The organism is Streptomyces niveiscabiei, assembly GCF_033794345.1.
Lineage (GTDB): Bacteria > Actinomycetota > Actinomycetes > Streptomycetales > Streptomycetaceae > Streptomyces > Streptomyces niveiscabiei.
The window spans coordinates 62,458-87,776 of sequence record NZ_JARAYJ010000030.1 but is presented as its reverse complement, the minus strand read 5'-3'; the positions used below and the strand labels follow the sequence as shown (position 1 = coordinate 87,776).

Here is a 25,319-nt window from a genome sequence, read left to right as displayed (position 1 = left end):
GTCCCGCCATGGCGGAGCAGAAAGGCGGTACGACGCCTCGTGCCGCAGGGGGACCTGGGCGCAGGCGTCCGCCGAGGACCAGTACATCGAAGCGGGCGGCTGCGCGCGACGAGAAATCGTCGCACCGGCAGAACGTTCCGCACCGCCCGGGCACCCGAACACCCGGAACACTGCGAGGGACCCGGAACTGATGTCGGGAAACGACGACACCTCCATGCCCTCAGGCTGGCGCGCCCACGATCTCGACACCGGGTGCGCTCGGTGTGCGCGTTCACCGTCGCGGCAGTCGCCGCCTACCCCTCCTGCATCCACCAACGCGACTCGTCCTCCAAGGAGGCGCGGACATGGTCAGCGCCTCCCTGCGGCCGCTCTCCGTCGACGGGCTCCTCCTCCTGTCCACCGCCGGGCTCCCCAACACCCCGGAGAGCTCTCGCGCCGTGCCCGCTGGTCGGTCCGCGCCTCCTTCTTCCTCGGCATCGCGGTCTCCCTGGCCGCGAACATCGCCGCCGCTCCCACCGCGCAGTGGAAACCGGTCCTCGTCGTCGGTCGGCCCCCGTCGCGCTGCTGCTCTCGGTCGAACTCCTCATCCACCGCCCCGAATCCCAGAAACCCGACCCCGCACCGCAGGACCACAGCACTGCCGAAGAAGCCGACCTCCTGGACAGAGCCAGAAGCATCGACGCCGGCGCCGGGAACGCCATCGACGACCCGCGTCCGCGGAGACCCTCCGCAAGCAGGTTCACATCGGCGCCGCCCGATCCCCGATCCCGGGAACTGGCAGCCGCAGTCCGGGACAACGCCGGCTCCGGGCGGGGCTTACGTAAAAGCGGTCCGCGTGACAGGTGAGGGATGTGGCGGTCCAGTACGACAGCGGTGGCGGACCGTTGACACAGCCTGCGCCTTCACGGAGGACCGTTCGCTGGACCCCATCCGGTTCCTGGTCAACCTCCAACCTTTCAGGTTCCGCACGCCCAACTGCCGTACGAGGCTTGCTCCCGCACCGCCACGAGCGCGCCGTACAGGTGCTGAAGGAAGTGGGAGAGCAATGTCTCGACTCGTACGCAAGGCGGCTGTCGGTCTCCTGGCCGCATGCGGGGCTGTCGGCCTCGTGAACGCCCCGGCGTCAGCGGCGGATTACCCGACGGACCACTTCGTCGTCGGCAACGACTCCGGCCGTACCTACGGTGACATCACCTGGTACAACCGCACCGCGAACATCACCGGCACCGTGGCGGACCATGCGCCCAACGCCTACACCACGGCCTACTTCGAAGCCTTCGCGGGATCGACGAAGATCGATTCCGTGACCAGGAGCGCCAACGACGAGAGCGATCTCGGGGAGTGGCGGGGCTTCAACTTCACGATCGGCGACACGGACCTGGCCGGTGGAATCGACCGCATCAAGGTCACTGTGTGCCGGCACTATTCCTCGGGCTCCGACGTGTGCTCTTCGCCCGAGAACTACTCCAAGTCCTGAGACGCGAGGACCACGGCCGGGGTCGTGCGTGGTCTGCGGACAGGTCCGGGCACCCGCGGGGCCGGCCATGACCTGATCGACGGCGCGCGCGTCACCGGCCTGGCCGGGGACGAGGATGAAGGCTCGTACTGCCGGGGCTCCGGTCCCGGCAGTTTCGGCGGGCCTTCGTGATCCACGTGGACGTCCGGGTCTGCAAGCCGGCACCGAGGGTTCACCGGCTCGCCGTCGGTGCCGCCGTCACGGGAACGGGTGCTCATGGAGGTCGCCCATGTCTTGATCTCCGCGGACCGCCTGTGCGAGCTGCCTGGCCAGCACCCCCGACCATCGGCCGGGGCCGACCGCACGTATTGCCCTGGTCTCCCGGCTCGTCAACTCCACGCCCCCCGACGGCGGTCCCGCTATCCGGCCAGGACTTCGACAACTACTTCCTGCTCCTGGTCGTCGCGGGCAACGAGACCACCCGGCACACCATCACCCACTCCGTGCTGGCCCGCCTCCAGGAGGACCCCGCTCTGATCTCGGGGGCGGTCGAGGAGTTCCTGCGCTGGGCCTCGCCCGTCTACCACTTCCGCCGCACCGCCACCCGCGACGAAGCCGTCTTCCGTGACCCCAACTGCATCAAACGGCTGCCGGTCGAGGTCACTCCAGCCTGAACGCATCACGGAGGCGGGACGCTTGGGCGGTCGCGCCGCTGACGCAGTGGCCGCGTGGGCCCGCGGCGCGGCGGACAACACGGCGGGCCGGGCCGCACCTGATCCGCTGCTCGGGTGAAGGGGAGCGGCCCGTCCAGCAGCCAGGTGGCTGGCAGGCTCACGCCACCCCAGGTGAAGGACGGGCCTGATACCGCTCGCGTCGCGAGCGCATGTTCACCGTTGCCTGGCTGTGCCGTGCGTACGCCGAAGCGCCCGAGGAAGGCCACTCCCTCGGGCGCCGGGTGTTCTGGTCAGCCGGTGTAGATGGGGTAGTCGGTGTAGCCGGCCGCGCCGCCGCCGTAGAAGGTGGCGGGGTCGGGGGTGTTCAGGGGTGCGCCGGTACGTATGCGCTCGACCAGGTCGGGGTTGGCGAGGGCCATGGAGCCCACGGTGATGACGTCGGCGATGCCGTTGTCGATGTCCTTGGCGCGGGTGGCGATGTCGGTGCCGGCGCGGTTGAGGAGCAGCGTGTTGGGCCACAGCTCGCGCAGCGTGCGCAGGAGTTTCTCGTCGCCGCCGTGGGCGAGGTGCAGGTAGGCGAGGTCGAGGGGGGCGAGGGCGCGTACGAGGTGCGGGTAGAGCTCGTGGGGGTCGTCCTCGGTGAGGTCGCCGAGGTGGAAGGGGTTGCCGGGGGAGAGCCGGATGCCGGTGCGGTCGGCGCCGATCTCGTCGGCGACGGCGGTGGCGACCTCGACCGCGAAGCGGATGCGGTTGTCGAGGGAGCCGCCGTACTGGTCGGTGCGCTGGTTGGTGCTGGGGAAGAGGAACTGGTGGACCAGGTAGCCGTTGGCGCCGTGGATCTCGACGCCGTCGGCGCCGGCCGCAATGGCTGCCGCGGCGGCCCGGCGGAAGTCGTCGACGGTCGCGGCGACCTCGTCGGTGGACAGTGCGCGCGGCTCCGGCATTTCCTGCATCCCGGAGCCGGTGAACGTCTGGCCCGCGGGCTTGATCGCGGAGGGGGCGACCGGCTGCCGGTGGTGGGGGGTGTTGTCGGGGTGGGAGATGCGTCCGACGTGCATGAGCTGGATGACGATGCGTCCGTCGGCCTTGTGTACGGCGTCGGTGACCTTGCGCCAGCCGGCGATGTGCTCGTCGGTGTGGATGCCGGGGGTCGTCGGGTAGCCCTGGCCGTCGGCGGAGGGCTGGGTGCCCTCGGTGATGATGAGGGCGTGCGAGGCGCGCTGGGCGTAGTACTCGGCGTTCAGATCGGTCGGCACGCCGTCCGGAGTCGCCCTGCTGCGGGTCAGGGGGGACATCGCCAGACGGTGCGGCAGGGAGATCTTTCCGGCGACGGTGGGGGTCCACAGGCTGTCGAACATGCGGGGCTCCTCGTGATTGATGGTGGTGGTCGGCGTTCCGGTGGTCAGCCGGCCAGTTGCGCGGCGAACTGCGCCTCGATGGCCGGGTACAGCAGGGTCTGGTCGTCGTGCAGCGCGGCCTTCACGCTGCTGCTGACCTCGTCGACGACGGCCTCGGGCCGGCCTGCCTCAAGCGCGTCCAGGGCGGTGCGGGCCACGTCCGCCGGCGGGGTCTTGGGGATGTCGAAGCCTGCCTGCATGTCGGTGTCGACCGGCCCGACGTGGACGGCGACGACTTCGGTCCCCTGTGCCTTGAGCTGCTGCCTGGCGGCGTTGGTGTAGCTCCACGCGGCTGCCTTCGACGCGCCGTACGTGGCGGTCACGGGGTACGCCACCCACGAGGCGACCGAGAGCATGTTGACGAAGGCACCGCCTCCGCCTGCCGCCATGACCGGGGCGAACGCCTGCGTCATGGCCATGAGCCCGAAGTAGTTCACCTCAAGCTCGCCGCGCGCCACGTCGAGCGGCGCGGACAGTGCGAGGTTGCTGCTGGCGATGCCGGCGTTGTTCACGACGATCGTGACGTCGGTGAACTCGGCGGCGGCCTCGGCGACAGCCGCCGGGTCCGTGACGTCCAGGGCGACGGGCGTCAGCCGCGGGTCCGTGACGGTGGTGACATCGCGGACAGCCGCGTACACCTTGGTGGCACCGCGGGCGAGGAGTTCGTCCGCGAATGCCTTGCCGATGCCACGGTTGGCGCCGGTCACCAGTGCTACCGAACCTTCGATCTTCATGTCTGCCTACTTCTCATCGGCGGGGCTTCGGTGTGTGTGGGGGCTGGCCCCGGTAGTGCTGCTTACTCGTCGAGGAACTGAAGGGCGTGCTTCAGGAACCGCTCGGGGTACTGGAAGTGCGCTCCGTGCCCGGCGTCGGGGTAGATCAGCAGCTGCGCGTCGGGGATGTTCTGGGCGAGGTGCCAGGAGTTGATCGACGCGATCATCACGTCGTTCGAGCCGTTGAGGACCAGCGTCGGCTGGGTGATCGCGTTCAGGTGGGCGTAGGGATTCTCGCCGAGCAGGGGTTCGGCGTAGGCGACAACTGCTTCGAGCTGCGCCTGTGCGACCGCGGGCGAGCTCGGCGGGTCCTGGTCGGCCCGCTGGTGGCGTCGCTCCCAGAAGGCCCGGCCCGCTTCGACCGCCGCCTGTGAGCGGCCGAAGAACAGGAAGAGGAAGTCCTCCACGGTGGGGACCGGATTCGGCGCCAGCTCGTACACCTTGGGGTCCGTCGTCGGGTCCCCGCCCCGCAGGCCGGTGCCGAGCAGGAGGAGCTTGCGCACCAGCCGCGGGTGGCGCAGCGCGACCTCCTGTGCCTGGTAACCGCCGATCGAGAAGCCGAGCAGATCGACCTGCTCCAGCTCCAGCGCCCGGATGACCGCGGCGATGTCGTCGGCCATGTCCTCCATCCGGTTGCGCGGCGTGCCGGACGACGAGGCGATGCCGCGCCCGTTGAACAGGATGACCTCACGGCCCTCGGCCAGGCCGTCGGTGAGCAGCGGGTCCCAGTGGTCCATTCCCCCGCGGAAGTGCTGGACGAGGAAGATCGGGACGCCGGAGGGCTCCCCCCAGCGGCGGTAGGCGAACCGGTCGCCGTCGACCTCGACGTACTGGGTCGGTGCGGTCACATGCGTGTCGCTCATGGCCTGGGCCTTTCTGGCGGGGATGAACATTAAGATGACGATCGACATCTAAAAAGTCAAGCTCTTTGATGTCGATCGTCATCTATGTATCCTTGGGTGACGAGCGTCGACTCACAGGAGGGTGGCTGGACATGCGGGTCACCAAGGCACAGGCGGAGCAGAACCGCGCGCATATCGTCGCGACAGCAGCCAGGCTGTTCCGCGAGCGCGGCTATGACGGTGTCGGCGTGGCGGAACTGATGGCAGCCGCCGGGTTCACCCATGGCGGGTTCTACAAGCACTTCCGATCCAAGGCCGACCTGATGGCCGAAGCGTCCGCGAGTGGACTCTCGCAGGTCGCGGCACGGGCAGAAGGTCTGGGCCCGGCCGAGTTCGTCGAGAGGTACGTCTCCCGGGAGCATCGCGACGGGCGCGGCGACGGCTGCACCATCGCGGCTCTCAGCGGCGATGCCGCACGTCAGCCGGCGGAGGTCAAAGCAGAGTTCGCAGCCGGGATCGAGAGCCTGCTGACGGCCCTTCAGGCGCCGAGCGACACGCCGGGGGACGAGGACCAGCGCGCGGCCCGCACCACGTTGATCGGCATGCTCGCCCATTCGATCGGCGCGATCGTGCTGTCGCGGGCATGCCCCGACGATTCTCCGCTGGCCGACGAAATCCTCGATGCCTGCCGCAAGGAGATTCTCGCCTCGCTGGCGCACGGCAGCGGCGATCAGCCGGCCGCACTGGGCCCAGAAGCCTGAGCGCAGCCGACCGACGCGGGGTCGGCCACCGAGCCCTTTTCAACCTCGGTCCGAGCCGTGGGGACGGCTTGGACGAGGAGCCGTGGAGCTTGCGCAGGGGCCGTCGGGACTTGAGGGTGGCGATGGCTTGTTCAACCAGTGCCCGGACCTTCGCATGGGACCGGTTGAGGGCCTGCTGACCGGCGGAAAGACTGTCCCGTCGGCCGCGGTGCTGAACTTCACGCCGGTGGTCGCGGACCCCGACGGCCCGGGTAGCTTCGCCCGCGAGATCATGAACGTCCAGTTTCTTCAGTCCGATCTTCCGTGGGGCGAGGACGATGCGGAGCTGGGAGCTGGAGGCGCCCATGCACCGACCCGCCATGAGACTGCTGCCGCGCAGGAGGAAGCAGCCGAAGCGGAGAAGGCGAAGGTGGATGAGACGGTGGGCGACGGGCGTCCCGTGTAGTGCGTCAGGCCCGGTTGGAACATCGCGTTGGGCGGGGATCGCGGGGAAGCCGTGGCCGCCGTTGAGCGGCTGGCAGGGGGCGGCGGTGACGTGCATCCCGGACCCGGGTGCACAGCGGGCGTCTCAGCTCTCGGCGGGGGTGGCGGGCTGGTCTGGTTGCCGGGAATCGGGTCGCCGGCGACGGGGTTGGTGGTTGATGAGCCGTTAATTGGAGGGGTCATGAGAGCGATTCAGGTGTACGAAGTGGGCGGTCCCGAGGTGTTGCAGGTGGCCGAGGTGGACCAGCTGCGGCCGGGTCCGGGTGAGGCGGTCGTGGAGGTCGCCGCATCCGGAGTCAACTTCCTCGACGTCTACCACCGCGAGGGCCGGTACAGCCTGCCGCTGCCCTTCACCCCGGGCGCTGAGGGTGCCGGCACAGTCGTCGAAGTCGGACCCGGCGTCGCTGACGTCGCGGTCGGGGACCGGGTCGGTTGGGCGGAGATTCCCGGCACGTATGCCGAGCGGGCCGTCGTGGACTCCTCCCGGCTGGTGCCGCTGCCCGACGACATCGACTTCGAGACAGCCGCCGCCGTACTCCTCCAAGGCATGACCGCGCACTATCTCGTCAAGGACGCCTACCCGGTTCAAGAGGGCGACACGGTGCTCGTGCATGCGGCTGCCGGCGGCATGGGGCTGCTTCTGACCCAGCTCGTCACCCATCTCGGGGGCAGGGTGATCGGCACGACGTCGACCACGGCGAAGGCCGAGCTGGCGAAGCGTGCCGGGGCCGCTGAGGTGGTCCTCTCCTCCGCGGTCGACGATCTCGCAGCCGAGGTGAGGCGGCTCAACGGCGGTCAGGGACTGCCGGTCGTCTTCGACGGCGTCGGCGCGCACACCTTCGATGCGAGCCTCGCCAGCCTGCGGCCCCGCGGCCATCTCGTGCTCTTCGGCGCGGCCAGTGGTGCCGTGCCGCCGTTCGATCCGATCCGGCTCGCCCAAGGCGGTTCGCTGACCCTGATCCGGCCCAGCCTCGGGGACTACATCGCCGATCGGTCCGAACTGCTCCGACGGGCCGCCGATGTGTTCGAGTGGGTGCGCTCCAAGGCACTTGAGGTCACCGTGACGGGCCGCTACGCATTGTCCGAGGCAGCCCAGGCCCACACCGATCTGGAGGCTCGGCGTACCACCGGCAAGCTGCTCGTCGTACCCGATGCGGCCGCTGTTGGACGCCGCGAGGAGACGCAGAGCTGATCGCGGGCGACGAGGTCGGAGATCTCTCCAGCCTGTGTGCTGGCCGACCACGATCAATCTCAGCGCCAACCGCCGTACCGAGTTCCCCGAGGCCGGTTTCCAGGTCGGCCTGGAGAAGCTGCCTGGCTGAGTCCGCGTAGCGGATGGCGGTCTTCTCGTCGATGCCGAAGACGAGGGCGAGGGCGAGGTGGAGCGGGTCGGCGCCGTGAGTGAGGGCTTCTTCGAGTCGGCGGTCGACGCGAAGCCGTTCGAGGGTGGCGGTGAGGTTGCGGGTGGCCCGGACGGTCCAGAGGTTGCCGGCCGGGCCGAGTTCGACGGCGGTCGAGCCGGTCCAGGGCCGCACGGCGGGCGATGTCGTCGAGCTGGCGGGCACGACCGCCGACGGTGATGCGCCGGTTGCCGAGGTCTACGTCGCCCAGCTGGATGGTGCGGATCATCTTCGGCCGAGCCGCGTGGATGGCGGCCACAGCGACGATCCGGCTTTCGCGCTGTTTGCCGGTGACAGTGTCCCGGACCGCGATGATGTTGCCGGTTTCGTGGGCCCAGCGGCCTGGGGAGTAGTGGGTGGCCCAGGAGTCGGTGGGGCCGGGCTGGGGGCGGCCGAGGTGCTGGGAGGCGAGACGGTGGTCGTGGTCGGCGGCGACGGCAGGTCCGGGTCCTCGACGAGCTTGTGGTGGGAGGCGTCGCTGACCACGTCCATGGCGGCGTCCCAGCGAGCGAGTGCCTCGGCGGACTGGCGGGGGCGGTGTGCAGGGTGGCCGCGACGGTCAGTTTCCGGGGTGCGACTGATCGAACGCCCGCAGATCGATACCGAGTTGCCGACCCCGTACGTCGACTGGACGGAACTCCCTGCTGACCGCCGCCGAGGCCGGTGAACTGCGGGACGGGCTGTCGCCGCAGGCGGTCGCGAGGGTGCTGGTCTGCGCCTTCTTCGGCGCCCAGCACATCTCGGACGTACTGCACGGCCGGACGGACGTGGTGGACCGCTGGGCCGAATCGAGCGACCTGCTCTTCCAGGCGATCCGTGCCCAAGGGGAACTCGACGGGGGAGGGGGCGTGAGGGTGCCGGCCGTTCACGCGGGCTCGGCTGCCCGGCGCCGGGAGGCTATGACCACCAGGCCGCCGATGACGGCCAGGCTCATCAGGACGACGGCGAACACGGTCGCGCCGTCGGTCAGCCCGATGGCGTCGCTGAGGTAGCCGGCCGAGACCGGCAGCAGGCCCGCCGGTATGTAACCGCCCACGTTGAGCGCCGCGTTGGCCTCGGCGAGCCGCTGCGCCGGAACGCTGTGGTTGAGCAGGGAGAGCCCGCCGAGCTGCCCCATGCCCTGGCCCGCCCCGGCCAGCAGCGCGGAGGTGATCAGTACGGGGACCGACGAGGTGTGCACGGCTGTGGCGAGAGCGATCATGCTGAGCGTGGTGCCGACCGCCCCGGCGGTCAGGATGGTGCGCCGGGGCAGTTTCTGGACCGCGAACTGCACCCCGGTCGCGGTCAGGAACATCGCGAACGCCATGGCCCCGGCGGTGATCCGGCTGGTGGTGCCGAGCAGGCCGGACAGCAGTGATGGGCCGAGCGAGAGCACGAACGACGTGGCGGTGATGCCGGGGGCGAACACGGCGATGCCGAGGGTGAGTTGCAGGCCGCTGCCGTGCGGGACGCCGGGTACGCGGATCCAGGCGCCCTTGGCGGGGGCCGCGGGCCGGCGTACGGGCATGCGCAGCACGGCGAGGACCGCGGTCGAGAGCAGCGCCATCTCCACCACGAAGACGGTGACGGTGGGAGCGGGCGCGGTCTCGGACAGGACGCCCGCGACGAGCGGGCCGAGGCCGGCCCCGAACACCATGGCGCAGGAGGCGAGCAGGGCGGCGAGCCGCTTGCGGTGTTGGCCGGCGACGTCCGTCACCGCGGCCATGCCCGCGGAGACGACCGAGCCGACGGCGATGCCGGTGAACAGCCGGGCCGCGATCAGGGCGGCCACGCTGGACGCGGTCGCGAAGATGACACAGGCCGCCAGCGCGAGCCCGAGAGCGGGCAGCAGGACCGCCTTGCGGCCGAGCCGGTCGGAGACGACGCCGGAGACGAGCAGGGACCCGAGCAGGCCGACGATGTAGAAGGCGAAGATCACGGTCAGGGTGCCCTTGGAGAATCCGATCTCGCGCTGCCACAGCACATACAGCGGGGTCGCCGCGTTGGACAGGATGAACACCGCGGTGACCGGCCAGGCGGCCAGCCACACCCACCAGGTGGGAGTGGGGGAGGTGCTTGCCCGCGACGGCTCGTTGCCCGCGGGCTCCCCCTTGCCCACCGGCTTCACGGGCGTGGTTCGACTCTCCGACATGACAGGTCCCTCCTGCTGGTGCAGTACGAGTTTTGTCGAACATAGCAGGTAGTACGATTGGAGTCGTACATAGGATTCTGGTCATGAGGAGTTGCCCATGCCTTCCACGGCGCATCCGGCGTCCGTACGGGTGCCGGACTTCACGGTGCTGCCGGAACCCGCCGACCTGCCTGAGCCGTTGCCCGAGCCCGGGCTGGAGGAACTGCGTCTGGAGACGGTGCTGGGTGCGCTGAGCGACCCGCTGCGACTGCGGATCGTGCGGAAACTTCTCCTGGAGTCGGAGCACTTCGACCACACCTGCGGCTGGTTCGGCCTCGACCGTCCCAAGTCCTCCCTGACCCATCACTTCAAGGCCCTGCGCGAGGCGGGCATCACCCGACAGCGCCAGTACGGCCTGGAGCGCCGCAGTCACGTCCGTGTCGACGACCTCGACGCGCGCTTCCCCGGCCTGTTGGACCTGGTCGCGGCCTGGACGCCCGACGAGAACTGACGCGGCTCGCTCAGGTCGCCTATACGAGGGGAGACGGCTTCTTGGGGTGGGGCGCCGATTCACGCAGAGGCGGCACCGCCTCGACGGTCCACCCTCCGTCGGCCCGCACCCTTGCCCCGGCCCACCCGCCGCACAACGCCGCCCGTTCCCGCATGCCGATGATTCCGTGACCGGCCGGAGCGCCGGACGTCGCTGTGGACGCCCCCTCGTCGTCGACCCGCAGATGCACCCCGTCCTCGCGGTACCCGACGGTGACCACGGCCCGCGCGGGCCGGGCGTGGCGGGTCACGTTCGCCAGTGCCTCCTGGACGATCCGGTACGCGGCCAGATCCACCACGCTCGGCAACCTCACCGCCCCCCCTCGACGACCACCTCCACCTCGGCCCCGCACCGCAGCGCCAGCTCCTCGACGTGCGCCAGCGACGGCGGGGGAGCCGTCGGCGTACCGCTGCCGTCACTGCGCAACGTCCCCAGCATGCTGCGCGGTTCACCGAGGGCCGTGTCGATCTCCCGCCCGATCTCGTCGAGGACCTCGCCCTCGGGCGTCACCGCGCTGCGCCGTACGTGCCCGGCGGCGGTGATCCGCATCGCGACCGCGCTGAGCCGGTTGGCGACCACGTCGTGCAACTCCCGTGCCAGCCGCACCCGTTCGGCGTGTGCCGCGGATCGCGCGTCCAACTCCCGCAGCCGCTCGGCCTGCGCGGCCCGAGCCGTGGCCAACTGGAGGCGCCCGCGCACCGCGTACGCCGCCGCGCACAGCACGAGCGGGACGAACGTCGAGGTCATCGCGTTGAACAGCAGCATCGTCAGCGGCGTGTCGCTCTCCCTGACGAGCCGGAGGCTCTGGAGGGCGTCCAGCGCGACGCACCCGCCGAGCACGCCGACGGCGGTGACCCGCATCCGGTCCGTCCCCTCGGCGATCTGCCCGAAGGCGACGACCCGGACGGCGGCCTGCGCCATGGTCGGCACGAGTCTCGGCTCGGGCATGAGCACGAACCCCGTCCACGCGACGAGGTACCCGGACCCGGCGACCGCGAGCGCCGCGGCCGGTGCCACACCAGGGAGACCCCCAGCGCGACCCCGGCGGCCAGGACGACCGCGAGCCAGGACAGCCTGAACTCGAACCAGTGCAGGTCACCGAGGTCGATCGCGGCGGCGACCGTCACACGGTGAAAGCGCGGCATGAGAACTCAGTCAGGAAGCGTCGACGCGCTGCCGGGCCGGGACGCCGGCGGCGCGCTTGCGGAACGGCGCGTCCACCGCGGCCTTCCACACCAGCTCGAACGGTCCCTGCGAGAAACGCCGCAGCCACAAGGACGCGGCCAGCATCAGTATCCCGCTGATCACCGCCCACGCGACCACCGTACCCACCGCCCCGAGCGGCCCGAATCTGAGGCCCCAAGCGCTGAACGCGACCATCGCGAGCACGTTCTGAAGCATGCAGCACGACAGCGCGGTACGGCCCACCCCCGCCACCCGCCGTGCCAGGAACCCGCGTCCGCCACCGCGCCGCAGCAGCACCAGCCCCAGGTACCCGGACGCCACCACCGGGGCGATCGTGTACCGGGACAGCGAGTCGAGGTGCGTCGCACCGGGCAGCCCGACGTACGCCCACAGCATCAGCGGCATCCCCACGCCGAGCCCGCCCACGGCGAGCGTCGAGAACTCGCGGAGCTGCATGGAGAGATGGAATCCGCCGGCCACGCCTGCCGCCAGGACCAGCCACCGCGTCCGCAGCTTCGGCAACGGCGCCACGACCATCGCCGTCAGTGCGTACCCCATCAGGATGTCGAAGTCCGCGAGCAGCAGCAGCGAACGCCACTCGTACCGCCACGGCCACCGGTGGCCGCGCCGCATCGCGGAGTCGAACTGGATGGCCATGCCGACCCCGAAGCGAGGGAATTCGCCTCATCACTTCGGGGGAGGAAGCCCGCAGACAGTCACGGGCGGTGTGGCGGGGAGGGGGTCTCCGCTGTCCAGCCGCGTCGGGTGTACGACAGGACGCCGGTGAGGACGATCCTCAGGAGGGCGCGCAACTCGACGTGGAGGGGCGCCCGGTCGTCGGACGCCTGCGTCCAGCGGTACAGGAGCCCCAGGTAGGCGTCGCGCAGGAGGTTGCCGGCCGTCACCGGGTCGACGTCGAGCGCGACGTCCCCCCGGGCCTGGCCCGCCGAGACGATCCGCACGAAGACGTGTCCGGCGTACTCGGGCTCCTCCAGGAGCGGCTGGCCGGACTTGACCCAGGCCGTCAGCATGACCCGGGTCAGGTCGCGCTCCGTCTCGTTGAAGTCGGCCAGCGCGGACATGCACCGCTCCAGCCGGACGGTGGTGTCGTCCGCCTCGTCGGCCAGGGACTTCTCGATGAACGCCCGCAGTTTGTCCTGCCGCTGCCGCGCCCATTCGGTGACCAGGTCCTCCTTGCGCTGGAAGTGGTTGAAGAACGTCCCCCGCGCGACGTCGGCGCGTTCGGCGATCTGGTCGACCGTGGTGCGTTCGTACCCCTGGTCGGCGAACAGTTCCAGGGCCGACGTGTACAGGAGGTCGTGCATACGCCGCCTGCTGCGCTCCCGCCTGCCGGGCGGGCGCGCGGGCTGGGCCTCCTCGGCTGCCATCGGTGTCTCCGTCTCCCTCGACCACATCTCTGTACTGTGGTTCATCTTTATATCCTGGTTCTGGATCGAGTCGGTGCGGATACGGGGGAGAGGTCGTGCACCCGCCGAGGCGGCCCCCGCCGGTCAGACGCGTACGTCGGCCAGACCGGCCGCCAGGGTTCCCGCGCTCTCGTCGCCCAGCAGCCGGCTGGCCGGCAGCTCCACCCCGAGGTCCTGCCGCAGGACGCGCCGGAGCTGGAGAGCCATCAACGAGTCGAGGCCCAGGTCGCGCAGCGACCGCCGGGGGTCGACCCGGTCGACGGTGGTGCCGAGCACGGTGGCGGCGTGCAGATAGAGCCGGTCAGCGACCGAGCCGGAACCGCGCGCGGCCGGCGCCCCGGCCGGGGCCAGCGTCGCGGCGGCGGCCCCGCGTTCCGGCACACGCAGCAGCCCGATGCCCTGGAAACCGGCGAGCACCCGGCCGTCCGCGTCGGTGAGGACCACATCGCAGCGCGCGCGATCCCCGCCGCGCTCCGGGGTGAACCGGGCCAGGCTCCAGACCTCGCCGCGCTCCACCCCGGCCAGGACGACGCGCTCGAACGACACGGGCCGGTACGCGCAGTCGGCGTCCCCGGAGTGCGGCCACGCCCCGAGCATGACCAGCAGCGCGGCCTCCAGGGCGTCCGCCCCGGTGCCGGCCGGCAGGTCGAGCCGGGCCACCGCCTCGCCCTCCCGCCGCCACAGCTGCCGTACGGCCCGCAGTCCCGGTGCGACGTGGTACCCGCGAGCCTCGGCCGCGCGGTAGAACTCGGCCGCCGGGACGTACTCGCCGCACCGCGCCAGCGCCCCGTCCAGTTCGCCCCGCGACGCGACGCCCGAGGACGCCGGCACGATCCTGGCGGTTCCGGACACGCACAGGGCGGGACCGCCGTACGCGTCGGGGGCGTCGTGCCGTGCCTCCACGCGGAACCCGTACCCGGCGTCCGGTGTCTCCCGCACGCGGACCACGAGCGTCGTCCCGTCCGCCTGCGCGCGCGTCGGCAGCCGGTCGCCGAGGCGTACGTCCCGCAGCTCGGCCGTGCCCTCACCGGAGAGGTCGCGCAGCGTCTCGGCGACGGCCTGGAGGTAGGCCACGACCGCCGTCCGGGCGACGCCGTGCACCGTCACGGCGGTATCCGGCGAGCCGGTGAGCCGGGACAGCCGCAAGCGGCGTTCGGCCGGGCGCGGCGCGGTGGGACGCGGGGCCGCCGCCTCGGGTTCGGCGCGATGGTGGCGCGCGTCCCACGCGTACAGCGGCAGGGGCACCGGCGTGCCGGGCCCGAACCAGCGCCGCCAGTCGACCCGCGCGCCCAGGCCGTACGCATGGCCCAGGGCGCGCAGGGCCTGCGCCGGCTCGCTCCGCCGCCGCACCAGCGTGGACACCACGGCCGGCGGCCGGCCCGCGGCCTGCTGGATGTCCGCGAGCGCCTGGCCGAGCAGGGGGTGCGGGGAGACCTCCACGAAGACGGCGTCCCGGTCCTCGGCGATACGGCGTACGGACTCGGCGAAGCGCACCGGCTGTCTGAGGTTGTCGGCCCAGTAGCGTCCGTCGAGGTCCCCGCCCGTCACCGGGGCGCACCGGAGCGTGGAGAACAGGTCCGTGCGCGGTACGCCGGGCTCCAGATCCGCCAGCCGGGCCGGGAGTTTCCGCGCCGCCCGGTCCATCAGCGGGGAGTGGGAGGCGACGTCGACGTCGACCGGGCGGCACAGCACCGCACGCCGGTCCAGTTCGGCGGCGATCTCGTCGAGCACGGCGGGCTCACCGGCCAGGACGGTCGCGGCGGGGGAGTTCTCGGCGGCCACGCAGACTCCGTCCCCGTACTGCTCGACCAGGGCGTGCGCCGCCTGCGGGGAGAGTTCCACGGCGAGCATGGCGCCGTGTCCCCCGTGCCGGCGCATCAGCGCGCTGCGGCGGCAGATCACCCGCGCCGCGTCCCGGACGGACAGGGCGCCCGCCACGCAGGCTGCCGCCGCCTCTCCCATGCTGTGGCCGACGCACAGGTCCGGGTCGACGCCCAGGGCGCGCCAGTGTGCGGCCAGGGCGACCTCCATGGCCCACAGGACGGGCTGCACCACGGAGACTGAGTCCGGCTCGGGTCCCTTCTCCAGCAGCTCGATCACCGACCAGCCCAGTTCCTCGCGGACCGCCGCGTCGCACTCCCGCATCGCCGCGCGGAAGGCGTCGGAGGTCCGCAGGAGTTCGCGGCCCATGCCGGTCCACTGCGAGCCCTGGCCGGGGAAGACGAAGACCACGTCACGGGGACCGGTGAAACCCGCCTCGTGCAGCGCGCCGTCGGGCGTCGGCTCACCCGCCGCCAGGGCGCGCAGGACGCCGGCCAGGTCGTCGTGCGTGTCGCCCACGGCCCACAGTCGCAGCGGGTGCGCGTCCCGGCCCGTCGCCGCCGCACGGCAGATGTCCCGCAGGCGGTGGCCCCGGCCGAGCCCGCCCGGCTCCAGGTGGGCCGCGTAGCGCAGGGCGAGCCGGCGTAGGGACTGGTCCGTGCGGGCGCTGAGGACGAGGAGGTGCGGGCCGGGTACACCGTCCTCGGCGGACGGCTCGGGCCCGACGGCTTCGGCCGTGAACTCCCCGACCACCACATGGGCGTTGGTCCCCGACAGGCCGAACGAGCTGACCCCGAGCACCGCGCGCTCGCCCCTGGGCCGCAGCGGGGCGGCGCGGTCCGCCACGGCGACGGGGAACCCGGGTTCGGCGAGGCAGGGGTGGGGCGAGGCGTGGTGGAGGGAGGCGGGCACCGTACGGCGCTCGGCCATGAGCACCGCCTTGATGAGCCCGGCGATCCCGGCGGCGGCCTCGGCGTGCCCGATGTTGGTCTTCACCGAGCCCACCAGCAAGGGCGCGGGGCCTGCCGGCGACGGTGCCGGGCTTGCCTGCGCCGGTGCCGGGGTCGACGGAAAGGGCGCCGGGCCCGCTGACGGGGGAGCCTGGCCCGCCGGCGGGGGAGTCGGCTCTGCCGGTACGGAGGGCGCGGAGGGCATGCAGGGCGCGGACTCCCCTGTGCCCCGCGGCTCTCTCCGCTCCCGCGGCTCTCCCCGCTCCCGCAACACCTCCGCCAGCGCCCGCAGTTCGACCCCGTCCCCGACGGTCGTCCCCGTCCCGTGCGCCTCGACGTAGTCCACCTCGCCGGGCGCCACCCCGGCGCTGCGCCAGGCGGCGCGCAGCATCGCGGCCTGCCCCGGCACCGCCGGCTGGAGCAGCAGGCCGCTGCCGTCGCCGTCGTTGGTGACCGCGCTGCCCAGCAGTACGGCACGGATCGGGTCGCCGTCGGCGAGGGCGCGGGAGAGGCGCTTGAGGAGGACCGCTCCCACGCCCTCGCCGCGTACGAACCCGTCGGCGCGGCTGTCGCCGAACTTGCACCGGCCGTCGGGGGCGAGCATCCGGCCCTGGGAGTAGGCGACCGCGTCGAGGGGGGAGAGGACCGCGTTGACGCCGGCCGCGACGGCCAGGTCGCACTCCCCGGACAGCAGGCTCTGGCGTGCCGTGTGCACGGCGACGAGCGAGGACGAGCAGGCGGTGTCCAGGACCAGGCTGGGCCCGCGCAGGTCGAAGGCGTGCGAGAGGCGTCCGGCGGTGACGGCGCGGAGCCTGCCGCCCGCCAGGGCGCGGACGTCCGCCGTGGCCGCGCGGCCCGTCGTCTCGGCGTACTCGGCGGTCGACTGGCCCACGAAGACTCCGGCGTGGCTGCCCCGGACGGTGGACGGCGGGATTCCGGCGTCCTCGAACGCCTCCCACACGGTGTGCAGGAGGAGGCGTTGCTGCGGATCCATGGTGCGTGCCTCGCGCGGTGATATGCCGAAGAACGCGTCGTCGAAGTCGAACAGGCCGGTGAGGAAGCCGCCGTGGCGGGAGATCAGGCTGTCCGGGGCGCCGGGGCTCGGGTCGTACCAGGCGCTGACGTCGAACCGGTCCGGCGGCACGGGCGTGACGGCGTCGGTGCCCGCCGCCAGCAGCTCCCAGAACTCCGCCGGGCCGGCCGCGCCGGGAAACCGGCACCCGATCCCGACGATGGCGATCGGTTCCGCTGTGCTCATGTGGGCCCTCCCCCGTTGTCCCCATCAGTGGTTCAAATCTATACCGGAGAACAAAGTTGTTCTGCGGTCGATCAGGGTCAAGGGCTCGTCAAGGTGCCCCCCGGACCCCCTGTGCCCGGCCGCGACACCCTTAAGCTGAACTCCAGTACAAGTATGTGCTTCGGTCAGGACACGGGAGGGGTTGCGGGATGGACGTCCAGAAACTGGAGACATTCGTCGTCGTCGCGGAGAGCGGCAGCCTGGCGGAGGCCGCCGACCGGCTCGGCTACGCGCGCTCGACGGTCACCGCGCACCTCCAGGCACTCGAACGCTCCCTGGGCACCCCGCTGCTGGAGCGCGGCAACGCGGGCAACCGGCTCACCAGGGCCGGCGCCCGCTTCCTCGACTACGCGAGCGACATCCTCGACAAACTGGCCAAGGCCCAGGCGGCGGTGACGGCCGCCGCGCAGGACAGCCGCGCCGCCCTGCACATCGGCGCCACGGCCTCCCTGTGCACCTACCGCCTGCCCGGCCTGCTGCGGACCCTGCACCGCCTCATGCCCGACCTCGACATGCAGGTCTTCGTCGGCTCGGTCGCCGAACTGCGCGACCAGGTGGAGCGGGGCGACCTGTCGGCCGCGCTGATCAACTCCACGACCGCCCCGCCCCCGGCCCGGGAGGAGAACCGGCGGCACCTCTGGACCGACCGCCCCGTCCTGGTCGGCACCCCCGAGGCCGCGGCCCGGCCCCGCCGGCTCCTGGTCACCGCCCCCGGCTGCGTGTACCGCGACCTCGCCGAGCGGCAGGCGCTGCCCCGCCTCGGCGACGTACGCCTCCAGCAGGTGGGCAGCGTGGACGGCGTCAAGTCCTCGGCGCTGGGCGGCCTCGGCGTGGGCGTCGTCCCCGCCATCGCGGTCGGAGCCCAGTTGGAGTCCGGGCAACTGGTCGAGATCCCGCTGCCCGCACTGCCCCCGGTGATCACCGAGATCGTCTGGAACACCGAGGTCACCCCCGACCATGTGATCCGCCACCTCCAGCGCCTGCGCCCGCCCGAGCCGCTGCCGGGCACCGGTACGCCGCTCCGGGTGCCCGAAGCCGTCACCGGACCCCCGGCCCACCGACGAGTCTCCCGTACGGCGGCCCCCCGCAAGCTGCCGGTACGGCATCCGTGAACCCGGGTTCACGACCTCCGAACCGGACTGGGCACCCCGGCCGGGACCAGGGATCTTCGTCGTGTCGCCGCAGCCCGCGGCGCACCGACAGGAGGTTCTCCCGATGTCCACGGTCCGCTCCAGACCCCCGCGTGTGCTGCTGTCCACGGTCTCCTCCGACTCCCACACGTGGAACCTCGTCTTCCTCCAACTCCTGCTGGAGGAACGCGGATACGAGGTGAACAACCTCGGCCCCTGCGTCCCCGACGCCGAGATCGTCAGCCAGATACGCCTGTCCAGGCCCGACGCCGTGGTCATCTCCTCGGTGAACGGCCACGGCCACATCGACGGCCGCCGGCTGATCCGGACGCTGCGCGCGGACGCCGACCCGGCCGTCAGCGCCGTACCCGTCATGATCGGCGGCAAGCTCGGCATCCAGGGCGCGCAGCATCACCTGGCGGGCGAACTCGTCGCCGAGGGCTTCGACGCGGTCTTCACCGAGGGCGCGGACCCGGCGGAGTTCGGGGCCACGCTCCAGCGGATGACCGCCGGGCGACGCGCGGTCGCGGGGGCCGCCGCGTGAACCCGACACCGCCCGCACCGGCAGCGCCCGACATGCAGACGTACGTGGAGGAGGCGGCCCGCGCGGGGCTGCTGGTCGTCCAGCCCCGGATGGGCATGCCGGACCCCGGGACCATGGCGGAGGGCATCGCGGCCGTCGCCGAGGCCCGGGCCCGCACCCTCGCCACGATCACCGTCGACTCCTACACCCGCGTCGAGGACCTCACCGGCGCGGCGGCGGCCCTCGCTGCGGGCCGCGCGCTCAACGGCTTCCCCCTCGTCAACCACGGCCCGCAGGTCACCGCCCGCGTCGCCGCCGCGGCCGGCCGCATCCCCGTCCAGGTCCGGCACGGCTCGGCCCGCCCCGCGCACATCTTCGAGGCGATGACCGAAGCCGGGCTCGCCGCCTCCGAAGGCGGCCCCGTCTCCTACTGCCTGCCCTACTCCCGGCTCCCGCTCGCCGAGTCGGTGCCCGCCTGGGCGGACGCCACCCGCCAGTTCGCCGAACACAGCGCACAGCGCGGACTCCGCGCCCACCTGGAGACCTTCGGCGGCTGCATGCTCGGCCAGCTGTGCCCGCCGTCCCTGCTGGTGGCGATCAGCGTCCTCGAAGCCATGTTCTTCGCCCAGCACGGGATCACCTCCCTGTCGCTGTCCTACGCCCAGCAGACCAGCCCGGTCCAGGACATCGAGGCGCTCGCGGCCCTGCACCACCTCGCCGACCTGTTCCTGCCCGCCGACGTCGCCCGCCACGTGGTGCTCTACACCTACATGGGCGTCTACCCCGCCACCGAGGCCGGCGCCGAACTCCTCCTGGACTCCTCGGCCCGCATCGCCGTACGCGGCGGAGCGCACCGGATGATCGTCAAGACGGTCGCCGAGGCGCACCGCATCCCCACCGTCGCCGAGAACGTCTCCGCGCTGGAGCGGGCGGCCCGCGCCGCCCGGCACGCCGTGCACGACGACACGCTGCCCTGGGCCCGCGAGGCCGACTACGAGATGGTCTGCGCCGAGGCGACCAGGCTCATCACCGCCGTCCTCGACCACGGCCCCGACCTCGGCGCCGGACTGCGCGCGGCCTTCGCGGCCGGGACGCTCGACGTGCCGTTCTGCCTGCACCGCGACAACGCGGGCGCGGCACGCGGCGCGATCTCCGACGACGGCCGGCTCGTGTGGGCCGCCACCGGGAACATGCCGCTGCCCGCCGCCGACACCACCCGGCACGCCGTCACCTCCAGCAGGCTGCTCGGCATGCTCCGCCACACCGCGGACACCCACGACCTGTCGGCCGCCGCCCTCACCAGCGCCCGCGCCGCCGCACCCCACCGCATCGCCGTCGTCGGCTCGGGACCGCGCGGCCTCGCCGTCGTCGAACGCCTCGCCGTCCGGCTGCGCGAGTCCGCCCCGAAGCGGCCCGTGGAGATCGTCCTCATCGACAAGGACGAGGTCGGCGCGGGCCGGGTCTGGCGCACGGACCAGAACCCGGTGTTCCTGATGAACACCGCCTGCGGCGAGGTCACCATGTTCTCGGGCCCCGCCGACGACGGCCCCGCCCGCGCGGGCGCCGGACCCAGCCTCGGCCAGTGGTGGGCCGCGAGCGACGCCTGCTACCCCGGCCCGAACGCCTACGCCCCCCGCGTCCTGTACGGCGAATACCTGCGGTTCTTCCTCCAGTCCGTGCAGGACTCCCTGCCGGACCACGCGACCCTGCGCCGGCACACCGGACACGTCACCGCCCTGCGCGCAGCCGGTGACACCTGGCGGCTGAGCTGCTCGGACGGCACCCTGATCGACGCCGACCGGGTGATCCTCGCCACCGGCCACCCGCACCCCGAACTCCCCGCGGACCAGGCCCGCTTCGCCGACTTCGCGCACACCCGCCCCGCCCTGCGCCACCTGCGCGGCGACAGCGCCGCCGACATGCCGCTGGAGACCATCGCACCGGGCACCCGGACCGCCGTCCTCGGCATGGGCCTGACGTTCTACGACGTCGTCGCGGCCCTCACCACCGGACGCGGCGGCCACTTCAGCGAAGGCCCCGACCGGACCCTCACCTACCACCCCTCCGGACTCGAACCCGTCCTGATCGCCGGCTCCCGCTCCGGAGTGCCCCTGCCCGCCCGGGGCACGAACCAGAAGGGCCCGCTGTGGCGCTACCGGGCCCGGCTGTTCACCCCCGAACGCGTCACCGCCCTGCGCGCCCGCGGCCCGCTCGACTTCCGCGCCGACCTCTGGCCCTGGCTGCACGCCGAGATGCTCCTCGTCCACCACGCGACCGCCCTGCGCGCCCGCCACGGCGACACCGCCGAGCAGGACTACCTGAGCGCCGCGACCGCCCTCGTGGCCGCCGAGGGCGCCGAACAGGCACCGCACCTCCTGGCCGGCGAGGCCCACCGCCACGGCGGCCACGACCAGCCCCCGCTCGACATCGACGCCCTCGTACGCCCCTTCGCCGGCCGCTCCTTCACGAGCCCCGCCGATTTCACCGCCGCACTGACCCGGCTCATCGACGACGACCTCGGCCACGCCGGACAGGGCAACCTCCACGGCCCCCGCAAAGCGGCCCTGGACGTGCTGCGCGACGTCCGCGGGACCATCCGCCTCGCGGTCGACTTCGGCGGCCTGACCCGGCGCTCCCACCACGAGGACTTCCTCGGCTGGTTCGCGCCCCTCAGCTCCTTCCTGGCGGCGGGCCCGCCGGCCGTCCGGCTGCGCCAGACCCGGGCCCTGCTCGCGGCGGGCGTCCTGCACGTGGCGGGCCCGGCCGCCGAGTACGGCACCGACGAGGCGAGTGGCCGCTTCACCGTCCGCTCCCCGCAGGTCGACGGCTCGCTGACGCACTGCGACGCGCTCATCGACGCCCGCGTCCCCGCCCCCGACCTCGAACGCGACACCGCCCCCCTCACCCGGCAACTGCGCGCCGCCGGACTGTGGACGCCCTGGCCCGGCGGCGGCGTCGCGACGACCACCAGCCCCTTCCGCCCCCTGACGGCACAGGGCACCCCGGCGCAGGGCCTGTACGTGCTCGGCATCCCCTCCGAGGGCCAGCGCTGGTTCATGCAGGTCGGCTCCGCCCGCCCCGGCCCCTGGACCGGCTTCACCGCCGACGCCGACGCCATCGCGGCGGACGCGCTCACCGCCCGCCCCCTGCCCGCCGCGCGCCGCGTCCTGGAAGGAACCCGAGGATGACCCCGCCCACCCCCGCCCACACCGCCTTCCGGCAGGCCCGCGACCTGCTCCTGGAACTGCGCGCCGACCACGAGGCCGCCCGCCGGGCCTTCCGCTGGCCCAGGCCCGCCCACTTCAACTGGGCCCTCGACTGGTTCGACGTCATCGCCCACGGCAACGACCGCACCGCGCTGGAGCTGATCGCCCCCGACGGCACCGACCACCGCGTCTCCTACCGGCAGCTCGCCGCCCGCTCCGGCCGGCTCGCGAACTGGCTCACCACGCTGGGCGTGAGCCGCGGAGACCGGGTCCTCGTCGCCCTCGGCAGCCAGACCGAGCTGTGGGAAACCCTGCTGGCCTGCCTGAAGACCGGCGCCGTCGCCATCCCCGTCTACACCTCCCTGACCCGCGAGGAAGCCGCCGACCGGATCGGACGCGGCCGGGTGCGGCACGTGGTCTGCCGCACCGACCTGACGCCCCTCTTCGACCTGCCCGGGCCGCACACCCGTATCGCCGTGGGCCCGCCCGCCGCCGGCTGGCACGCCTACACCGACGCGGACCAGGCCCCCGAGCAGTACACCCCGGACGGCCCGACCCCGGCCTCGGACACCGCCTTCGCCTACTTCACCTCCGGCACCACCTCGACCCCCAAACTCGTCACCCACACCCACGCCTCCTACCCGGTGGGACACCTGTCGTCCCTCTACTTCAACGGCCTGCTCCCCGGCGACCGGCACATGAACGTCTCCGAGCCCGGCTGGGCCAAGCACTCCTGGTCCAGCTTCTTCGTCCCCTTCACCGCCGAGGCCACCCTCGTCGTCCCCCCGCCCGGCACCCCCACCCCCCGGCTCCTGGCGGAGCGCGGCATCACCAGCCTGTGCGCGCCGCCCGCCCACTGGGCCCGGCTCGCCGAGCGGGCCCGCAGCGCACGTCCGCGGCTGCGCGAGGCCACCACCGCGGGCGAACCCCTCGCCCCGCACGTGGCCGACACCATCGAGGACGAGTGGGGCGTCACCGTCCGCGAGGGCTACGGCCAGACCGAGACGACCGCCCTCATCGGCACCACCCCCGGCCTGCCCCGCAAACCCGGCTGGGCCGGCATGCCCCTGCCCGGCTGGGACCTCACCGTCCGCGACGGCCACCTGTACGTCGACCTCGCGGGCGACCCCGCCGGCATGATGACCGGCTACGACGGTGACCCCGCCCGCACCGCACAGGCCCTCGGCACCGGCCTGTACCCCACCGGCGACTGCGCCGTCCTCGGCCACGACGGCTACGTCCGCCTCCTGGGCCGCCGCGACGACGTCTTCAAATCCGGGGGCCACCGCGTCTCCCCGTACGAACTCGAAGCGACCCTCCGCGCCCACCCCGCCGTCCGGGCCGCCGCGGTCGTTCCCGTGCCGCACCCCACGCTCACCCTCGCCGCGCACGCCGTCGTCGAACGCGAGCCCGGCGCCGAGATCACCGAGGCCGCTCTCCTCGCCCACGTCGACCGGCACGTCACGCTCGCCCTGCGCGTGCACAGCGTCTCCTTCACCGACGCGCTGCCCCGCACCGCGTCGGGCAAGGTCCGCCGCGCCGCCGCCCGCGCCCTCGCCCCCGACCCGAAAGGCACCCCCATGCCCACCCGCGACGTCCTCGTCCTCGGCGGCCTCCTCGACGGCACCGGCCTCGACCGGCTGCCCTGGCAGGCGTACGTCCAGCCCGGCCGCGAGGCGGTCGACGTGCACTGGCTCTACACCGCCGAGGAGACCGGCCCCGACGGCGCGGAGGCCTACCTCGCCCGCTTCGGCCCCGGCGCGCACGGCGACCTGCACCGCCACCTCGGCTTCGAGCTGATCGTCGTCCTGGACGGCGAACTGCGCAACGACAACGGCGACGTGTACGGCCCCGGCTGCCTGGTCCTGGAGAAGCCTGGCAGCGTCCACCGGGTCACCAGCCCGCGCGGCTGCACCCTCCTCGTGATCCGCGAGAAGCGCACCGAGGCGCTGCGGCCGGGTGAACTCCCCGACACCGGACTGGCGTTGGACGCCGTCCCGGTCTCCTGACCCTCCCCCCCTCCGAGTCCCTTCGAGAGAAAGCCCCCCCATGACCCAGACCCTCCCGCAGGCCGCCGCGGGCCCCCTCCCCGTCGGACGGTCCGGCAAGACCCACTCGCCCCGCTACAAATGGGGCATCCTCGGCATCGGCATCCTCGCCCAGGCCGCCTTCAGCGCCGCCTTCCAGGGCATCCCCATGGCCGGGGTCGTCCTCCAGAGCGACTACCGCTACTCCACGGGACAGCTCGGAGTGGTCCTCGCCGCCCTGACCTGCGGTGCCGCCCTCACCGAGGTCGTGTGGGGGCTGCTCACCGACCGCTTCGGCGAACGCGCCGTCCTCATCACCGGCCTCGCCGGCACCACGGCCTGCCTCGCCGCCGCCACCGCCTTCCTGGTCCCCACCGCCACGCACACCCCGCAGGTCTGGCTGCTGTCCGGCGTCCTCCTGCTGGCCGGCGCGCTCGGCGGCTGCGTCAACAGCGCCTCGGGCCGGGCCGTCATGGGCTGGTTCCCGCCCGGCAGCCACGGCTTCGCCATCAGCCTGCGCGTCGCGGCCGTCCCGCTCGGCGGCGCCATCGGCGCGCTCATCCTGCCCACCCTCGCGCTGCACGTCGGCTTCCGCGGCGTGTACGGCTTCCTGACGGCGTTCGCGCTCGTCGCGACCCTCGTCATCGTCTGCTGGCTCGACGAGCCGCCGCTGCCGCCGGCCGGCCACCGCACCGCCACCGTCAGCCCGCTGCGGCGCTGGATCATCTGGCGGATCTCGATCAGCGCGTTCCTCCTCGACTTCCCCCAGTTCACCGTCCTGTCGTTCGCCGCGATCTACCTCCACACCGTGCACCACGTCGGCATCGGCACCATCTCCGGACTGCTCTTCGCCGTCCAAGCCCTCGGCGCGGTCTCCCGCGTGGCGAGCGGCCGGTGGACGGACCGCCGGGGCGGCCGGCACCGCCGCACCCTGGTCATCGCCTACAGCTGGATCATCGCCGCCTGCTTCGCCGCCCTCGCCCTGTGCGAGTCGGGGCCCGCCTGGCTCGCGGCGGCCCTGATGGTCCTGGCCGGGCTGCTCTCCTGCGGCTGGCACGGCGTCCACTACGCCGAGATCGCGATCATGGCAGGCAAGGAGCGCTCCGGGACCGCGCTGGGGATGGAGAACACCATGGTCTTCGCGGGCGCCTTCCTCACGCCCCTGGTCATCCCCGGCGTCCTCGCGGCCACCTCCTGGCCGGCCGTCATGCTGCTGATCGGCGCCGTGCCCGCGGTGCTGTCGGCCCTGGTGATGCCCCGCGAGACGGCGCCCACGGCGTGAGCCCGCACTCCCGGGACCCCGGGGC

The 25,319-nt window shown here is 72.7% G+C and carries 18 protein-coding genes and 2 pseudogenes; 10 read left to right on the top strand and 10 right to left on the bottom strand.

Features of this window, described 5'->3' with window-relative positions; translation table 11 throughout:
• Positions 1–1,045 precede the first annotated feature (1,045 nt).
• Both PV682_RS32250 and PV682_RS32245 read left to right on the top strand, forming a co-directional pair.
• Positions 1,046–1,477: a hypothetical protein gene (locus tag PV682_RS32250; RefSeq protein WP_319735299.1), complete on the top strand. Its 432-nt coding sequence runs from the start codon at positions 1,046–1,048 to the stop codon at positions 1,475–1,477.
• 352 nt (positions 1,478–1,829) lie between these two features.
• Positions 1,830–2,067 (top strand): annotated as a pseudogene (locus PV682_RS32245) (cytochrome P450); the annotation flags it as partial.
• Between the two features lie 353 nt (positions 2,068–2,420).
• Here the strand turns inward: PV682_RS32245 and PV682_RS32240 are convergent.
• From PV682_RS32240 to PV682_RS32230, 3 genes are all read right to left on the bottom strand, one after another.
• Entirely contained in the window at positions 2,421–3,488 is a 1,068-nt protein-coding gene (locus tag PV682_RS32240; protein ID WP_319735298.1) for an alkene reductase, read from the bottom strand.
• 44 nt (positions 3,489–3,532) lie between these two features.
• Positions 3,533–4,261, bottom strand: coding sequence for an SDR family oxidoreductase (locus tag PV682_RS32235; protein ID WP_319735297.1), 729 nt, complete (start codon positions 4,259–4,261; stop codon positions 3,533–3,535).
• 62 nt (positions 4,262–4,323) lie between these two features.
• Positions 4,324–5,211, bottom strand: a complete 888-nt coding sequence (locus tag PV682_RS32230) for an alpha/beta fold hydrolase (protein ID WP_319735296.1) — start codon at positions 5,209–5,211, stop codon at positions 4,324–4,326.
• A 20-nt stretch (positions 5,212–5,231) separates the two neighbouring features.
• Here PV682_RS32230 and PV682_RS32225 point away from each other — a divergent pair, with 20 nt between their 5' ends.
• A complete protein-coding gene (locus PV682_RS32225; protein ID WP_319735295.1) occupies positions 5,232–5,903 on the top strand; it encodes a TetR/AcrR family transcriptional regulator in 672 nt (223 codons plus the stop codon).
• A 67-nt stretch (positions 5,904–5,970) separates the two neighbouring features.
• On the opposite strand, the pseudogene PV682_RS32220 reads toward PV682_RS32225, so the two are convergent.
• Positions 5,971–6,120 (bottom strand): annotated as a pseudogene (locus tag PV682_RS32220) (IS5/IS1182 family transposase); the annotation flags it as partial.
• Positions 6,121–6,615: 495 nt separating this feature from the next.
• Here PV682_RS32220 and PV682_RS32215 point away from each other — a divergent pair.
• Positions 6,616–7,578 (top strand): quinone oxidoreductase family protein, encoded by a 963-nt coding sequence (locus PV682_RS32215; RefSeq protein WP_456154979.1) that lies wholly within the window; start codon positions 6,616–6,618, stop codon positions 7,576–7,578.
• A 1,073-nt stretch (positions 7,579–8,651) separates the two neighbouring features.
• Here the strand turns inward: PV682_RS32215 and PV682_RS32210 are convergent.
• Positions 8,652–9,917, bottom strand: a complete 1,266-nt coding sequence (locus PV682_RS32210) for an MFS transporter (RefSeq protein ID WP_319735293.1) — start codon at positions 9,915–9,917, stop codon at positions 8,652–8,654.
• A gap of 97 nt (positions 9,918–10,014) precedes the next feature.
• Between PV682_RS32210 and PV682_RS32205 the strand changes: the two genes are divergently transcribed.
• Positions 10,015–10,407, top strand: coding sequence for an ArsR/SmtB family transcription factor (locus PV682_RS32205; protein WP_319735292.1), 393 nt, complete (start codon positions 10,015–10,017; stop codon positions 10,405–10,407).
• 19 nt (positions 10,408–10,426) lie between these two features.
• On the opposite strand, the gene PV682_RS32200 is transcribed toward PV682_RS32205, so the two are convergent.
• The 5 genes from PV682_RS32200 to PV682_RS32180 all read right to left on the bottom strand — a co-directional run bounded on the left by PV682_RS32200 (position 10,427) and on the right by PV682_RS32180 (position 17,087).
• Positions 10,427–10,744: a sensor histidine kinase gene (locus PV682_RS32200; protein WP_319735291.1), complete on the bottom strand. Its 318-nt coding sequence runs from the start codon at positions 10,742–10,744 to the stop codon at positions 10,427–10,429.
• 11 nt (positions 10,745–10,755) lie between these two features.
• On the bottom strand, positions 10,756–11,463 hold the full coding sequence (locus tag PV682_RS32195) for a sensor histidine kinase (protein ID WP_319735290.1): 708 nt from the start codon (positions 11,461–11,463) through the stop codon (positions 10,756–10,758).
• A 138-nt stretch (positions 11,464–11,601) separates the two neighbouring features.
• On the bottom strand, positions 11,602–12,288 hold the full coding sequence (locus PV682_RS32190; RefSeq protein ID WP_319735289.1) for a DUF418 domain-containing protein: 687 nt from the start codon (positions 12,286–12,288) through the stop codon (positions 11,602–11,604).
• Between the two features lie 59 nt (positions 12,289–12,347).
• Positions 12,348–13,019 (bottom strand): TetR/AcrR family transcriptional regulator, encoded by a 672-nt coding sequence (locus PV682_RS32185; protein ID WP_319735288.1) that lies wholly within the window; start codon positions 13,017–13,019, stop codon positions 12,348–12,350.
• A gap of 123 nt (positions 13,020–13,142) precedes the next feature.
• A complete protein-coding gene (locus tag PV682_RS32180; protein ID WP_319735287.1) occupies positions 13,143–17,087 on the bottom strand; it encodes a beta-ketoacyl synthase N-terminal-like domain-containing protein in 3,945 nt (1,314 codons plus the stop codon).
• Between the two features lie 188 nt (positions 17,088–17,275).
• Here PV682_RS32180 and PV682_RS32175 point away from each other — a divergent pair, with 188 nt between their 5' ends.
• From PV682_RS32175 to PV682_RS32155, 5 genes are all read left to right on the top strand, one after another.
• Positions 17,276–18,238, top strand: a complete 963-nt coding sequence (locus PV682_RS32175) for a LysR family transcriptional regulator (RefSeq protein ID WP_319735286.1) — start codon at positions 17,276–17,278, stop codon at positions 18,236–18,238.
• A 103-nt stretch (positions 18,239–18,341) separates the two neighbouring features.
• Positions 18,342–18,800, top strand: a complete 459-nt coding sequence (locus PV682_RS32170; protein ID WP_079057085.1) for a cobalamin B12-binding domain-containing protein — start codon at positions 18,342–18,344, stop codon at positions 18,798–18,800.
• A complete protein-coding gene (locus tag PV682_RS32165; protein WP_319735285.1) occupies positions 18,797–21,967 on the top strand; it encodes an FAD/NAD(P)-binding protein in 3,171 nt (1,056 codons plus the stop codon). The genes PV682_RS32170 and PV682_RS32165 overlap by 4 nt, the downstream gene beginning before the upstream one ends.
• Positions 21,964–23,994, top strand: coding sequence for an AMP-binding protein (locus PV682_RS32160; RefSeq protein WP_319735284.1), 2,031 nt, complete (start codon positions 21,964–21,966; stop codon positions 23,992–23,994). The genes PV682_RS32165 and PV682_RS32160 overlap by 4 nt, the downstream gene beginning before the upstream one ends.
• A gap of 40 nt (positions 23,995–24,034) precedes the next feature.
• Positions 24,035–25,294, top strand: a complete 1,260-nt coding sequence (locus PV682_RS32155; protein WP_319735283.1) for an MFS transporter — start codon at positions 24,035–24,037, stop codon at positions 25,292–25,294.
• Positions 25,295–25,319 lie beyond the last annotated feature (25 nt).